Annotated in this window: 14 protein-coding genes, 4 tRNA genes, 1 other RNA gene and 1 pseudogene; 3 read left to right on the top strand and 17 right to left on the bottom strand. The window is 33.9% G+C overall.

The genetic code is table 11. The annotated features are described in order from the left end of the window. Positions 1–117, top strand: a 117-nt coding sequence (locus CDO51_RS14760; RefSeq protein ID WP_240503555.1) for an ATP-binding protein, incomplete at its 5' end; no start/stop codon positions are given. 102 nt (positions 118–219) lie between these two features. Here CDO51_RS14760 and CDO51_RS10645 read toward each other — a convergent pair. Beyond that, positions 220–450 (bottom strand): hypothetical protein, encoded by a 231-nt coding sequence (locus CDO51_RS10645; RefSeq protein WP_089024248.1) that lies wholly within the window; start codon positions 448–450, stop codon positions 220–222. Positions 451–847: 397 nt separating this feature from the next. After that, positions 848–1,203, bottom strand: an RNA gene (gene rnpB / locus CDO51_RS10640) — RNase P RNA component class A. 144 nt (positions 1,204–1,347) lie between these two features. Between rnpB and CDO51_RS13560 the strand changes: the two genes are divergently transcribed. Further along, the gene (locus tag CDO51_RS13560; protein ID WP_169710443.1) at positions 1,348–1,542 is read left to right on the top strand and encodes a hypothetical protein; all 195 of its coding nucleotides are present in this window, start codon (positions 1,348–1,350) and stop codon (positions 1,540–1,542) included. Between the two features lie 52 nt (positions 1,543–1,594). Here the strand turns inward: CDO51_RS13560 and CDO51_RS10635 are convergent, their stop codons facing one another. From CDO51_RS10635 to CDO51_RS10590, 10 genes are all read right to left on the bottom strand, one after another. Beyond that, positions 1,595–2,305 (bottom strand): zinc ribbon domain-containing protein, encoded by a 711-nt coding sequence (locus CDO51_RS10635; protein ID WP_089024247.1) that lies wholly within the window; start codon positions 2,303–2,305, stop codon positions 1,595–1,597. A gap of 51 nt (positions 2,306–2,356) precedes the next feature. Further along, entirely contained in the window at positions 2,357–3,487 is a 1,131-nt protein-coding gene (locus CDO51_RS10630) for a Nif3-like dinuclear metal center hexameric protein (protein WP_158212426.1), read from the bottom strand. Continuing rightward, positions 3,456–4,181, bottom strand: coding sequence for a tRNA (adenine(22)-N(1))-methyltransferase (locus CDO51_RS10625; RefSeq protein WP_089024245.1), 726 nt, complete (start codon positions 4,179–4,181; stop codon positions 3,456–3,458). The genes CDO51_RS10630 and CDO51_RS10625 overlap by 32 nt, the downstream gene beginning before the upstream one ends. Positions 4,182–4,265: 84 nt before the next feature. After that, positions 4,266–4,341 (bottom strand) — tRNA-Val (locus CDO51_RS10620). 5 nt (positions 4,342–4,346) lie between these two features. Then, positions 4,347–4,421, bottom strand: a tRNA-Glu gene (locus CDO51_RS10615). 9 nt (positions 4,422–4,430) lie between these two features. Beyond that, a tRNA-Ile gene (locus CDO51_RS10610) sits at positions 4,431–4,506 on the bottom strand. A gap of 4 nt (positions 4,507–4,510) precedes the next feature. After that, positions 4,511–4,585, bottom strand: a tRNA-Asn gene (locus CDO51_RS10605). A gap of 74 nt (positions 4,586–4,659) precedes the next feature. Further along, the gene (gene rpoD, locus CDO51_RS10600) at positions 4,660–5,736 is read right to left on the bottom strand and encodes an RNA polymerase sigma factor RpoD (protein WP_276207027.1); all 1,077 of its coding nucleotides are present in this window, start codon (positions 5,734–5,736) and stop codon (positions 4,660–4,662) included. A 4-nt stretch (positions 5,737–5,740) separates the two neighbouring features. Continuing rightward, complete coding sequence (gene dnaG / locus CDO51_RS10595; RefSeq protein WP_089024243.1) at positions 5,741–7,603, bottom strand: DNA primase; 1,863 nt, start codon at positions 7,601–7,603, stop codon at positions 5,741–5,743. 275 nt (positions 7,604–7,878) lie between these two features. Beyond that, entirely contained in the window at positions 7,879–8,889 is a 1,011-nt protein-coding gene (locus CDO51_RS10590; protein ID WP_089024242.1) for a deoxyguanosinetriphosphate triphosphohydrolase, read from the bottom strand. A gap of 193 nt (positions 8,890–9,082) precedes the next feature. On the opposite strand from CDO51_RS10590, the gene CDO51_RS10585 reads away from it, so the two are divergent. Further along, positions 9,083–10,303 carry a D-alanyl-D-alanine carboxypeptidase family protein gene (locus tag CDO51_RS10585; protein WP_089024241.1) on the top strand — a complete coding sequence of 407 codons (1,221 nt, stop codon included), beginning with the start codon at positions 9,083–9,085 and terminating at the stop codon, positions 10,301–10,303. Between the two features lie 185 nt (positions 10,304–10,488). Here the strand turns inward: CDO51_RS10585 and CDO51_RS10580 are convergent, their stop codons facing one another. The 5 genes and pseudogenes from CDO51_RS10580 to CDO51_RS10570 form a co-directional block, all read right to left on the bottom strand. Continuing rightward, entirely contained in the window at positions 10,489–10,632 is a 144-nt protein-coding gene (locus CDO51_RS10580) for an IS3 family transposase (RefSeq protein WP_240503553.1), read from the bottom strand. Continuing rightward, a pseudogene (locus CDO51_RS15690) lies at positions 10,629–10,867 on the bottom strand (transposase); the annotation flags it as partial. The gene CDO51_RS10580 and the pseudogene CDO51_RS15690, both read right to left, overlap by 4 nt. Positions 10,868–11,123: 256 nt before the next feature. Next, on the bottom strand, positions 11,124–11,261 hold the full coding sequence (locus tag CDO51_RS13855) for a hypothetical protein (RefSeq protein ID WP_158212425.1): 138 nt from the start codon (positions 11,259–11,261) through the stop codon (positions 11,124–11,126). A gap of 134 nt (positions 11,262–11,395) precedes the next feature. Beyond that, entirely contained in the window at positions 11,396–14,050 is a 2,655-nt protein-coding gene (ppdK, locus tag CDO51_RS10575) for a pyruvate, phosphate dikinase (RefSeq protein WP_089024239.1), read from the bottom strand. Then, a complete protein-coding gene (locus CDO51_RS10570) occupies positions 14,043–14,867 on the bottom strand; it encodes a pyruvate, water dikinase regulatory protein (protein ID WP_089024238.1) in 825 nt (274 codons plus the stop codon). The genes ppdK and CDO51_RS10570 overlap by 8 nt, the downstream gene beginning before the upstream one ends. Positions 14,868–14,889: the final 22 nt, after the last annotated feature.

Here is a 14,889-nt window from a genome sequence, read left to right as displayed (position 1 = left end):
GATCCAGTAATGACAGCGGCAATGATTGATAGGTTAACTCACAAATCTTACATCGTTAATATGAATGGTAATTCATACAGGTTAAAAGAAACTAAAGATTGGCTGAATTCTCAGTAATTATTTTTTATGTCAAAGCGGGGGAGTTTTCGATTAATATATGAGGGGATTTTCGGTTGACAAATACATTTTCTTTTAAGTATGTCATTAGCTCATCGACTGTCATCCCGTCAACACCTGCTGCCCTCTGTTTTGCTTTACTCTTTTGTAAGCTGAATTTAAATTTCCTGTGTGTAGTAATTTATCAAGTAAACTTTCTGCACCGTCTTTCTCACTAGGTTCCAGTGAGCTAGTACTCCGCGCTCCCTTGACACTCTCTGATTTAAAAGAATACCATTGTTTGATCCTTCCCGTCTCCGGTACTATGACCTCTGCAGACTTCTTACGATTCAACCGTGCATCACTGCACGGTATGTCGCTGTGGGTTGTTGGTTAACCCCTCTTGTCGGCGACCCCCGTAAGACCTCCCCTGTTAAGAACGGTAACTTTCCTCTCATATATCTGCCACATTAACACCGTAGGGTTCGGGTGGTATTGGACTTTGTGTTGTAGTGCACACTCATCCACCCCACATATACCTTACATGTGGTTTCTGTTAGTCAGACCGAGAGTTTGCATTAGTCTTCCTTCAGACTCCACCTCGCGGTGGACGACCTTGCCATCTGCTAACAGTTCCTACCACCAAGCCTGTAGCGGACTCTCACCACCTAGCTACCGCCCATGCAGAGCAAACCACAAAAAAGAGCATCTCAAGTGAGATACTCTTCTTCTTAACATTTATTATTTGGATGTTTCAAGTAAGTTTATAAGCCGAGTTCTGTACTCTTTATAGAGTGATAGTCATCTATCTACGATGCCAGTTACCTGACACCTCTAGCGACCATACCCGGAAGGTCAGCGGGCTACTTCATCCCTTCCCTATTTGGTCTTGCTCCGAGTGGGGTTTACCTAGCCAGTCAGTCACCTGACTGCTGGTGCGCTCTTACCACACCTTTTCACCCTTACCAGTAAGACTGGCGGTTTATTTCTGTGGCACTTTCCTGAGGGTCGCCCCCACTGGGTGTTACCCAGCACCCTGGCCCTATGGAGCTCGGACTTTCCTCGAAAGCAATATATTATTACCCTCGCGACTACCCAACTCACTTGAAACATCACAAATAAATTATAATGTTTTCTCTCTCAACGGAAATTTATTATAACATATATATTTCTTTAAGTCAAAGTTTGATCTAAATATTGTAATTGTTCTGTGATATTGTCACCCTAAGAATGTTCTGTAAAAATGTCACTATGACTAAAAAGGTGACATATCAAATGACTCAACAAGAAATAAAGAAACTGAATATTATCAATCAAATAATTGATGGTTACTTGACCATTAAGGATGCAGTTTGGAAAAAACAGAACAAAAGAACTGATATGAACTTCGACTTGGATGACCAAGAACTTTTAGATGCTATACTTAATTCCAGGGACCGAGTTTAAGACTCGGTCTACCTTCCTGGGGGGTGACATTTTCAAAGAACATTGACAAGTTTTAATCCAAATATACTAGAATGCGATTACAACTATCGCAAAAATCTATTCCTTCAATTATCAAGTTATTATGTCTTTCTGTTGACAAGTCAAGACCACATGCACAAGTTTCTTTTTGTTGGTCAAATTTAACCACTGGGTCATACGGAAATCGTTTCATCAATTGATTATATTTATTTAGCATATCTTTTGATAGATTATTATTTATTTTTTCTTTCTCTTGTTCTAGTTTTTCTATTTCACTGTTGTTATATTTCTTGCGACGTTCAATTTCTTGCTTTAAACTTAATATATCTTCTAAGTAACTTTGATATTTACTTTCGTAGTTTTCAACAGTTACCTTCTCATGTTCTATTTTATCAGAAATGTCACAGTAATTGTCAAATACCTTCTGTTCTTTGTTTTTTAATTCATTTATACGATCATATAGATCTGATATTTCTTTTACACCTTTATCGCCTAAATACATCTCTTTTTCTAATTGCTGTTTTTCTTGGTTTAACTTTTCATTTTCTAACTCTTCTTTTTTTTCTTGGTTTTGTAGACTCTTCAATTGCTTTTTAGCTTCAAATAAGTTTTGTTCTAATGTTTTAGCCTGATCCCTTAAGTTCTCAAGCCTTTCTACATCATCACTTTTTTCTAATTCTTTTTTTAGATCCATAATTTTTCTATCATAACAAAACAGATTATACAACATTTCATTTTCAGCCATAAAAACACCTCCAAATATTTATAAAATAAAAAACAGGTAGAGAAAGTAATATTAAATATTACTTTCTCTACCTGTTAAAATTTTTTCTTGATTATAATAAGCTATGAAATTAGTTTCTTGATTTTTGTAGTAGTTATCTAAGTAAGATACTAATTTATTAATCACGGGTAATTCTGTTTCTCTGTGCCCAGCATCAATTACAATTAGCCCTCTTCCGTAAGCATCTAATGCTTCATGGTATTTTATATCACCTGTTATAAATGCGTCGGCTCCACTAGCAACAGCTTGATTGATTAGTTTTCCACCACTTCCACCGCATACAGCAATTTTATTTATATAAGATTTCTTTTCACCTGAAAAGTTTATCCTTGTATCAAGTTTATTTTCAACTATATCTAACAACTCATCACAATTTATTGGTGCAGTTAATTCGCCTATTAGTCCAAGTCCGACTTGATGATAAGGTTGTTCTAATTGATATACATCATAAGCTGGTTCTTCATAAGGATGTTCTTTAAGTATGTTTTCTATTACCTTATCTAAGTTTTCACTATTAACTATTGTTTCAAGTCTATATTCATCAAGGTTATCTCTTTTCTCTATTTCACCTATGAAAGGGTTAGTTCCAGGTAAAGGTTTAAATGTCCCATTACCTAATGTGGAAAAACTACAATCGCTATACTCTCCTATTCTCCCTCCACCAGAACTAAAAATTATTTCTTTTAAACTTTCAAGATACTCTTTTGGAACATAAACTACTATTTTGTAAAAATCTTGTTTATATGTATTTAATAAATTAGAAAGTTTTTTAAAATCTAAACTGAGAGTATCAATTAAAGCATGATTAACACCAATATGTGGTGCTACATCTAAATTAGTATGGCTAGTATATATAGTTATATCATTTTTTATAGCCTTCTTGGCAACATTTCCAATATATTTATTAGTTAAGTTTTTTAAAGGTTCCATAAAAACAGGATGGTGACTAATAATTAGTTCAGCATTTATTTCAACAGCTTTATCAACAACTTCTTCGGTTGCATCTAGAGCCACTATACAATTAGAAACATTACCAATCAGTTCACCAATCTGAGTACCTGGGTTGTCTTTTGACAAAGCATACTTTTGGGGAGCATAATATTCTATAGCATTAATGATATCTTTTTTCGTGGCTAAACGCATTCCTATACACCTCCTGCAAATCATGATAACGTTTTACAAATTTATTTTTTTTATCTATTATCTCGTCATCTTTTGAACTACTTCTATTTACATTATTAATTACTCTATTAATCTTAGCTAATTCTTTTTCTAAAAATTCTTTCAGGGTTTTAGTTGGATTTTTTAAAATTTGAGGACCATACTCTAGTTCTAATTTAGAGTAGTTTTTATATCCTTTTTCACGAATAGATCGGATTATTTGATAGTAACGTTTCTTATCACTTATTAGAACCTCTTTATCAAAGTTATAACCAATCTCTAATAAATATTTGCGCAAACTATATGAATCCTCCATAGCCTGTAACACTAAAATAGGATCAAACTCAAGCTTATTATACCCTTCTTGAAGAATCTTTACAATACCTTCTCCACTCACCCCAGCAATCACTACTAAATCAGGATATTCATTTTCATTTAAGACTTGTAAACCATCCCCAAGCCTTGTTTCTATACATTCTTCTAATCCATGCTTCCTAATATTCTCATTTGCATCCTCTAAGGGAAATACTGATATATCAGAAGCAATTACATAACTAGCTATTTCTTCTTGAATTAAAGTTATTGGTAAATAACTGTGATCTGTTCCTACATCTAGTACAAACTTTGTTCCATGAGGTATCATGTTCTTAATACCACGTAAACGATTATTTAGCATAAAAATCTCTCCTATACATAATTTCAATATTATATGTATGATTCCTGCAAGAAAAAAAGCACCTTCAAAATGAAGGTGCTTAAATGGTGGGCGGAACAGGGCTCGAACCTGTGACCCCCTGCTTGTAAGGCAGGTGCTCTCCCAACTGAGCTATCCGCCCAAGAGTGGTGACCCCTAGGGGATTCGAACCCCTGATACCGGCGTGAAAGGCCGGTGTCTTAACCACTTGACCAAGGGGCCATATTTAATTGGTGGGCCCACCCGGGCTCGAACCAGGGACCAACCGGTTATGAGCCGGTTGCTCTTCCAACTGAGCTATGGGCCCAAAGTGGCTCCCCAGGCAGGATTCGAACCTGCGACCTACCGGTTAACAGCCGGGCGCTCTACCACTGAGCTACTGAGGAACTCATTTCGCTGACATTAATTATTATACTCAAAAACAGTAGATTAGTCAACAGTTTTTTAAAATTTTTTTAAGTTAATCTAAATAATCTTTCAACCTCTTACTTCTCATTGGATGTCTTAGTTTTCTAAGTGCTTTAGCTTCAATTTGACGTATTCTCTCTCTTGTTACTCCAAAGTGTTTGCCTACTTCTTCAAGAGTTCTTGTTCTACCATCATCAAGACCAAATCTCAAGCGCAATACTTTTTGTTCTCTCTCTGTAAGACTATCTAAAACTTCTTCTAATTGACCCTTTAACAGCTCAAATGCAGCTGCATCAGCAGGTGGTCTTGCGTCTTGATCTTCTATAAAATCACCTAAAGAACTATCATCTTCTTCTCCAATTGGTGTTTCTAAACTAACAGGTTCTTGAGCTATTTTCATTATTTCTCTAACTTTATCTTCACTCATATCCATTTCTTCAGCAATTTCTTCTGGTAAAGGTTCCCTACCAAGATCTTGTACCAATTGACGAGAAACGCGAATTAATTTATTAATAGTCTCAACCATGTGTACAGGAATCCTAATTGTTCTAGCCTGATCTGCAATAGCTCTAGTTATAGCCTGTCGTATCCACCAAGTTGCATAGGTACTAAATTTATACCCTTTTCTATAATCAAATTTCTCTACTGCTTTAATTAACCCTAGGTTTCCTTCTTGAATTAAATCTAGAAATAACATACCTCTTCCTACGTATTTCTTAGCAATACTTACCACTAAACGGAGATTTGCCTCAGCTAATTTTCTTTTAGCCATTTCATCTCCTTCTTCTATTTGTTTAGCGAGATTGATCTCTTCATCTGGTGATAGAAGGGGGATCTTCCCAATCTCTTTAAGATACATTCGAACAGGATCACTAACTTCTACCCCTTCAGGTAATGACAGATCTAGTTCAGCCTTTGTCGGGTCATCAGGATCAACCTCACCAACTGCATCTACGACATCAATCCCCGCTTGAGTTAAGACTTCGTAAAATTCGTCTACTTGCTCACTAGATAACTGAAATTCTGCTAACTGATCCATAATTTCCTTATAAGTTAGGAAACCGCGTTCCTTTCCCACCTTCACCAGTTCTTCTTTAATTTGTTCAAGTTTTTGATTTTTTTCAGTCACAATTTTACCCCCCTTCCTCCAAGGTCCACTGTTTTGTCTTTTCCATTTTGATATACATTTGCAATCTTTCTAATACCTCCCGATATTTATCTGGTTCATGTTCGGGGTTAATTTCACTTAACTCACGTTGTAATTCATTTTTCTGTTTTTTTATCTGAGTTTCTTTAATTTTATAAACACAGTCGTTAATAAACTTATCGACATTATCTATTTCTGGGAATTCCTTCATAGAGAGCTCTGTAACAACCCGTTCTACTTCCGGGAATTGTCTCACACCATCTAGGATTTTAGTTATAGCGATCTCATGATTTTCATCAGCCATCTTATACATTCTATGAGTAAGAAAAACAAAAGTATCACTATTAAAATCCTCTGCATACAAATGTTTCTTAATATTACTAATATATTCAGGATAATGTAACATTAAAGATAGTAATTCTTCTTCAGCTTTAATTTTTTTTGGTCGTTTAGAGATGCTTTTAGAATTTGCTGTTTTCTCTTTATTGTTCCTGTCTGCTCCATTTTTATCCATCTTTCTAGAATTTTTCTGTTGTTTTCGAGTATAATCCCTAAACTCTGACTGTAACGATTCAAACGAAACATCTATATATTTCGAGATCTCACTCAAATAACTTTCTCTTTCAACTGCACTCCTAATTTTTGAGATTATAGGAATTACTTCTTGTACATACTCTTTTTTTCCTTCTATAGAATCTAAATTTTTATTTTTAGCAGCTTGTCTTAATTGATATTCAATAAGAGGTTTTGCTTGATCCATTATTTCTAGTTTAAATTTCTCAGCTCCAAATTTTTGAATATAATCATCTGGATCATACTCTTTCGGCAATTCACAAACCATTACATGTAACCCCATGGTTTGTAAAAGTTCTAACCCTCTTAAAGTTGCTGATTCACCTGCTGAGTCAGCATCATAAGCAATCAGAACTTTATTAGTATTATATTTAATTATTCTAGCTTGTTCTTCTGTCAATGAAGTTCCAAGAGAAGCAACTGCAATAGGTACACCTTCTTGATAACTGGCAATCACATCCGTATACCCTTCAACTATTATAGCTTGTTCTTCTTTCCGAATATTTTTAAAAGCTAGATTTAAACCATAAAGAATTTTTCTTTTATTGAAAACCGGAGTTTCTGGTGAATTAAGGTATTTGGGTTGTTTATCATTTTCTTTTAATAACCTTCCACCAAAACCAAGGATTTCTCCTCTTTGATTAGCTATTGGAAAAATTATTCTATCTCTAAACCGATCATAAATATTAGTTCCTTGTTTGTTTTGATTACTAAGTCCAGCTTTAATTAATAATTCCTCTGGAAAACCCTTTTTCATTAAGAAATCACTTAACCCTCTCCAACTATCGGGTGCATACCCGAGATAAAAGTTATCTATAGTTTCTTTATTTAACCCCCTTTCCTGTAGATAACTTCTTGCCTTTTTCCCAGTTTCAGTCTTTAATAAAACATATCTAAAAAAATTGGCTGCATATTTGTTGATTTTTTTTATGCTTTCTTTCTCTTTTAATTCTTCAGAGATGTCTTGATTTGAGTGATCTCTTGTAAAATTTAGGCCAATTAAATTTGCTAATTTTTCGCATGATTCAACAAAGTTTAATTTTTCAATTTCTTCTATAAAATTAAAAACATCTCCTCCAGCACCACACCCAAAACAATAATATAATTGCTTATCGGGTGAAACGTTAAACGAAGGAGTTTTTTCATTATGAAAAGGACATAGTCCTTGATAATTTTTCCCATATTTTTTAAGATTAACATATCCAGAGACTATATCTACTAAGTCGCATTCCTGTCTAATTCGTTCAATAATTTCCTGGGGTATTTGACTAGTCATTTTATCACCCCTTGTCCTAAAAGTATTCAACTGAAGTGAAGAATAACTTTAGTTATTTTATTATTTATTCGCAACAAGTATTAGTTATTCTGTAGCAAAAAATAAATTCCTGCTAAAAAATAAAAAAATATTATATATTGTTGAAAAAACCAGAAATTTATCGATTAATTATCTTCTATTAAAAATAATTCGACGAATTAGGTAGAGATTCCTTCTATTATTCAAACATATATTCGCCTTCATACAACCGTTATAATTTCCTGATTTAATATATTTTATTCTTCCCTTCTAAAACTCCACGGTTTCGGTAAAAAAATATCTCTATAGAGATCTAAAATATATCTATCAGTCATACCGGCCACGTAATCACATACTACTCTTTCAAGTGGAATAGTATCAAGCAAAGTTTGCACATCAACAGGTAGTTTATCATGATTTTTTCTAAAATAATCATAAACTGACTCGATAACAAACATAGCTTTACTTTCTTCTTCTTTTGCTTCTGACCCAATATACACTTTTCTAAAAAGAAACTTCCTAAGTCTATTTACAGTTTCTCTGATTCCATCACTCATCTTAATATCTTTTGATTCTTTACTAGTAGTTATTAAATCAAAAATCATACTATTAATCCTAGAATTCGATGTAAATCCTAATATCTCAAGTGAGTCATAAGGCAAATCACTTTGTGATATTATCTCACCTCTTATAGCATCATCTATATCATGGTTTATATAAGCTATACGATCACATATTTTGACTATTCTACCTTCTAAAGTAAAAGGAGCTTTATCTCCAGTATGGTTTTCTATACCATCTCTGACTTCCTGTGTTAGATTTAATCCCCCTGGTCGTTCTAGGTAATCTACTACACGTAAACTTTGAAAATTATGATGAAAACCACCTGGAACAAGTTTGTCTAGAACTGCTTCACCAGCATGGCCAAATGGTGTATGTCCTAGATCATGACCAAGGGCAATAGCTTCTGTTAAATCTTCGTTTAAGTTAAGAGCTCTCGCTACAGTACGAGATAATTGGGCCACCTCTAAAGTATGGGTTAGTCTTGTCCTGTAATGATCACCTTCAGGTGAAATAAACACCTGTGTTTTATGCTTTAATCTACGGAATGCTTTACTATGTAAAATTCTATCTCTGTCTTTTTGAAAACAAGTTCTAATTGAACATTCTTCTTCTTGCCTCAATCGTCCTTTACTATTAGTTGAAAAAGTTGCATAACTAGCTAATACTTTCTTTTCATTCTCTTCTATGGTTTCACGATAATCCATTTTTGATTCTCCTTAAAAAGAGTTCTTGACCAATCCTACTATCTAAGACTAAAATATTATTATGTATGTTGCACTTTTCTTATACTATTAAAACATATTATATTCCTGCCTATCTACGATAATCGTTCAAGTCTGGTATATTCTCTTGTTTTTAGGTAAAAATTAAAATTAGAAAAATAAGGAGGACGAAAAATTGTATTACACTAAACTAATCACAAAATTTTTAACAACATCTTTTATGGTTTCACAGATATTTTCACCTATGACAGGTTTAGCTCAGGAGTTTGACATAGATGCTGAAGCTGCTTTATTAATGGAAGCTGACACAGGAAGAATTATTTACGAAGAAAACATAAGTGAAAAATTGGCACCAGCAAGTTTGACAAAAATAATGACATTAGTTATTGGGTTAGAAGCAATAGAAGAAGGTGAGCTTGAACTAGATGAGACTACTGTAACAAGTACAAACGCATGGGAAAGTGTAAGTCAAGAAGAAAGTCAGATGTTTTTAAATGCTGGTCAAGAAGTTAGTATTGAAGAGTTGTTAAAAGGTATTGCTGTAGTTTCTGCAAATGATGCTTGCATTGTTCTAGCTGAACACATGTATGGTAGTGTAGATCAGTTTGTAGATGAAATGAATGCAAAAGCTGATGAAATAGGATTAGAAAACACCAATTTTCAAGATAATATTGGGCTTGATTTTGATGATCAATATATGAGTGCAAAAGATGTAGGGTTATTATCACAATATGCAATACAAAACACTCCAGAAATTTTAGAGTTAGAAAGTATCCCTGAATTTGAATTCAATGACATATCTCAATATAATAGAAATGTACTATTACCAGAAAGAGATACATCCTATTCGTACGAAGGAACTGATGGATTGAAAACAGGTCGAACAGCTGCAGCAGGACATAACTTCGTCGCTACTGCTGACAGAAATAACACTAGATATATATCAGTCATCTTGGGAACAGAGGAAAGAAATGATCGTTATTCCTTAGCAATAGATCTTCTTGACTATGGATACAATAATTATGATAAAGTAACTATCATCGAAGAAAATAAGAAGATTGATTCAGTACCCATTAAAATGGGTCAAGAAAGAGAAGTTGCAGTCGTAAGTGAACACAACCTAGATGTTATTACAGAAACTAACGATCCTGATGAATTAAGCTCAGAATTAAAATTAAAACAAGATAAAATTTCAGCTCCTGTAACACAAGGAGATAAGTTAGGAGAATTAGTGATATACGAAAATAGTGAAAAAATTGGGAGTGTGAACGCCATAGCTAGTGAAGATGTTGATGAGTTAGGTTTTTTTGGACGCATTTTAAGAGGAATTAGTAATATTATAACAGATGCTTTACAAAGTATCAGAGAATCAATACTATCATTTATATTCGATTAAAAAGGGGCTTTCCCAAAGGTATAGTTAAATTTTTAAAATATGCCCTTACTTGTAAGATTGAATTAAAATTTAAATTGTGAAGTTTAAAAAAACAGCCCAACTAGTACACTGAACTGCCCTGTCAAGTAGACAGTGGGAATAATCAAAAAATTGTGTAGCGTCAATCGCATTGATTGGCGCTATATTTATACAGCCGCTTGTGCTTGATAATTACGATACTCTAGTGGTGTAATGCACTTCAATCTTTTTTTATAACGATTATTGTAGTAGTAATCTATATATTCTTCTATGGTACACTTGAGACTTTCAAACTTTTGAAGGTGATACATTTCGGATTTCAATATCCCCCAGAAACCTTCCATAGGACCATTATCGATACAGCCCCAACACGAGACATGCTTTGAACCATGCCAGCTTGATCCAGCTTCTTTCTAAATGCTTTGCTGGTATACTGAAAACCACGATCCTATGGAAAATAAGTTTTGCATTAGGGTGATTTTCAATAGCTTTATCAAAGGTTTCAAATACAATTACATTGTTGTTTGATTTGCCAATAACATAAGAAATAATGCTCTTGTTTTTTATATTTTTCTATTACCCAATTAACTCAACTGTTCATACCAGTCAGTTTTTTATCGGGTACACTTCTTCCTAAATCACAATCATGACAATCGCAGCATTTGTAGTATCGATTTTGTAAGATATCCTCTATTTGTCTTGAAGTTTAAATCTTTTGAGTATAAGTATATACTAAAATTTTAGTCATCATCTTTTGACAATAACTGCTTCTACCTCCACCATGGTAGTATTTTAAGAATATTTATAAAAATATATTATCGTCTATCGCATCATTTACTACTCTTACTAAATGATTCTTTGGACTTTCTTCATTTAAATCCATTGGTAAGTGTAATTGATTAATGTTATAATTTTTAAAAACAATTTTATTATTGCTCATAAAGAAGCCGCTCCTCTCTTTTGGTTTGTTTGGTCACTTACCATTTTATCAAAGGAGAGGCTTCTTTTTTTATTTATTTAAATATAAAAGGGGCTTAATCCCAAAAGCTTTTACTTTTGGGACAGCCCCTTTTATTATTCCTCTTGTAATTTTAATGCAGCTTGTGCAGCTGATAGTCGAGCTACAGGTACTCTGAATGGGGAACAGCTAACATAGTTAAGACCAACTTTATAAAAAAACTCAATAGATTGAGAATCCCCTCCATGTTCGCCACAAACACCTAATTTAATTCCAGGTTTAGTTCTGCTTGCTTTATCCACTGCTGTCGTAATTAACTCTCCAACTCCTTTTTGATCAATTGTCATAAAAGGATTTTCAGGAATTATTTCATTTTGCATATAATGGGCTAAAAATTTCCCCTCAGCATCATCTCTACTGTAACCTAAGGCAGTCTGAGTTAAGTCATTTGTACCAAACGAAAAGAATTCAGCATGTTCTGCTATTTCATCAGCTGTAACACAGGCTCTTGGGAGTTCTAGCATTGTACCAATATGATAAAGTTTCTGTTCATGTTCAGAGCGAGTATGCTTTTCAATAACATCTTCAATCATTTCTTTTAAAATTACAAGCTCTTTATCATGCCCGACTAACGGGATCATTATTTCTGGCTTAGGAGTATATCCCTCATCTACTAAAGTTTTTGCTGCGCGAGCTATCGCTTTTGCTTGCATAATATATATTTCAGGATATAATATCCCTAATCGACATCCTCGGAACCCTAGCATAGGATTAGATTCTTCTAGAGATCTAACCTTATTGAGTAGTTGTCTTTGTTGTTCAACTTGATGGCTGTTCTCACCATATTGATTTATTAACTTATCAAGGTCTTTTTTTACACTATGGACATTTGGTAAAAATTCATGTAAAGGTGGGTCAAGTAATCTAATTGTAGTAGGATAGCCATCCATAGCTTTTAAAATTTCATAAAAGTCTTGCTCTTGATATGGCAATAGTTTTTCAAGCGCCTCTTCGCGTTCTATTTCAGAATCTGATATAATCATTTCTTGTATTTTAGGAAGTCGCTCTGTTCCCATAAACATATGTTCAGTTCTACAAAGACCTATTCCAGTTGCTCCAAATTCACGAGCTTTTTTAGCATCTTCTGGTGTATCAGCATTTGCTCTAACTCCTACAGATTCAATTTCATCGGCCCATTTTAATAATTTCTGGCATTCTTCGTTCAAACCAGGATCAGTAAGCTTTACTGAACCCATTATTAGATTTCCTGTACTACCATCAATAGAGACTATTTCACCTTTTTGGATAATTTTATCATTAACCTTAAGTTCTTGATTGTCAAGATCAACTCTCGCCTCATCACAACCAGTTACACAAGGTTTTCCCATTCCCCTAGCAACAACCGCTGCATGACTTGTCATACCACCACGTGTTGTTAAAATTCCTTCAGCTGCTACAATTCCATGTATATCATCAGGAGTTGTTTCAGGTCGTACTAAAATAACTTTTTTACCTTGTGAGGACAATTCTTCAGCTTCATTGGAGTCAAAAACTAACTCTCCAGTTGCTGCTCCTGGGGAAGCTGGTAACCCTTTTGTTAATACTTTCAGCTCTTGTTCTAGATCAATTTGTGGATGTAATAAATGTGCTATTTGATTAGGTTCCACACGAGTAAGAGCCGATTTTTTTGTGATAAGTTTTTCGTTATACATATCAACTGCTATTTTAACAGCCGCTTCAGCAGTTCTCTTCCCATTTCTTGTTTGTAATAGATATAGCTTTTTGTTTTCTACAGTGAATTCAATATCCTGCATATCTTGATAATGTTTTTCTAACAGCGCACTCACTTCCATAAATTGCTTGTAAGCTTTAGGGAAGTCTTTTTCTAACTGATCTATAGATTTTGGAGTTCGTATTCCTGCAACAACATCTTCACCTTGAGCATTAAGTAAAAATTCCCCATAGACTTCTTTTTCACCATTAGAAGGGTTTCTAGTAAAGGCTACACCTGTTCCACTATCTTCGCCCATATTACCAAAAACCATAGCTTGAATATTTACAGCTGTACCAAGATCATGTGCTATATCATGAATATCTCGATAAACTTTTGCTCTTTGATTGTTCCATGAATCAAAGACAGATTGAATAGCTAACAGCAACTGTTCTTTTGGTTCTTGTGGGAATTCACGTCCAGTTTCTGCTTTAGTGATTTGTTTATAGCTATCAATCAATTCTTTCAATGCTTCTATTGTTAATTCCGTGTCCTCTGTTACATTGTATCGTTTTTTGATCTGATCCAACTGTTTTTCAAATAAGTGATGTTCGATCTTTAAAACGACATCTCCAAACATTTGAATAAAACGTCTATAAGAATCTAGTGCAAACCTCTCATTATCAGTCTTTTTTGATAATCCTTTGACAGTTTCATCATTTAGACCTAAATTTAATACTGTATCCATCATACCTGGCATAGATATAACAGCTCCTGAGCGAACTGAAACTAATAGAGGGTTTAATTTATCACCAAATTTTTTATCTGTATCTTCTTCGATCTTAGATAAGGCTTTAAAAATTTCACTTTTAAGATCCTGAGTAATAGTTCCACCTTTTGAATAATATTCATTACATGCCTCTGTAGTAACTGTAAACCCAGGTGGTACAGGTAAACCAATACTCATCATTTCAGCTAAGTTAGCACCTTTTCCGCCTAACAATGTTTTCATACTTTTATTACCTTCTGAAAATAAATAAATAAGTTTGTTTTTACTCATTTTCTTCTCTCCCCCTAATCATATGCAATATTTTTTGAGCTGTTTCTTCTACAGCTCTATTACTTACATCAATTGTAGGACAGCCAACTTCTTTAATGATATTCTCACAAAACTCTAATTCGGACAAGATTCTATCCATTTTGGCATAATTGGCTTGTGATCTTAGCCCTAATGTTTTAAGGCGTTCTTTTCTTATATCATTAAGCTTATAAGGATCTATCACTAATCCTATAATTTTTTCTTTTGGGGCCTGAAATAGTTCTTTAGGTGGTTTAACCTCTGGAACTAAAGGTAGATTAGCCACTTTTATCCTTTTATTTGCAAGGTACATACTAAGTGGCGTCTTTGATGTTCTAGATACACCAATCAAAGTAACATCTGCTTGTAAAATACCTCTAGGGTCTTTACCATCATCATATTTAACAGCAAACTCAATTGCATCAACTCTTTTAAAGTACGACTCATCTAATTTTCTTACTAGCCCAGGTTCTAACTTGGGACTCTTCTTATAAAGTTTTTGAAAAGATGTTAACATAGGTCCCATTATATCAACAGATTGTATCCTATACTCCCTGGTACTCTTTTCCATATATTCACGTAGCTCTGGATCAACTAACGTATATGCCACTAAACTATTAAAATGTTGAGCTTCTTGTACAACTTCTTTAATTGTTTCGATATCATTTGCATAAGGAATTCTTCTAAATTCACAATCTTGAGCATTAAATTGGCTAGAAACAGCTTTCACAACTAATTCAGCAGTTTCACCTATAGAGTCGGAAACTATATAACAAATTGGTGTTTGGTCTGGTGTCAAAAGACAACCTCCTCTCTGTACT

The sequence above is a fragment of the Natranaerobius trueperi genome (assembly GCF_002216005.1).
GTDB lineage: Bacteria > Bacillota > Natranaerobiia > Natranaerobiales > Natranaerobiaceae > Natranaerobius_A > Natranaerobius_A trueperi.
This window is presented reverse-complemented; position numbering and strand designations above follow the sequence as displayed.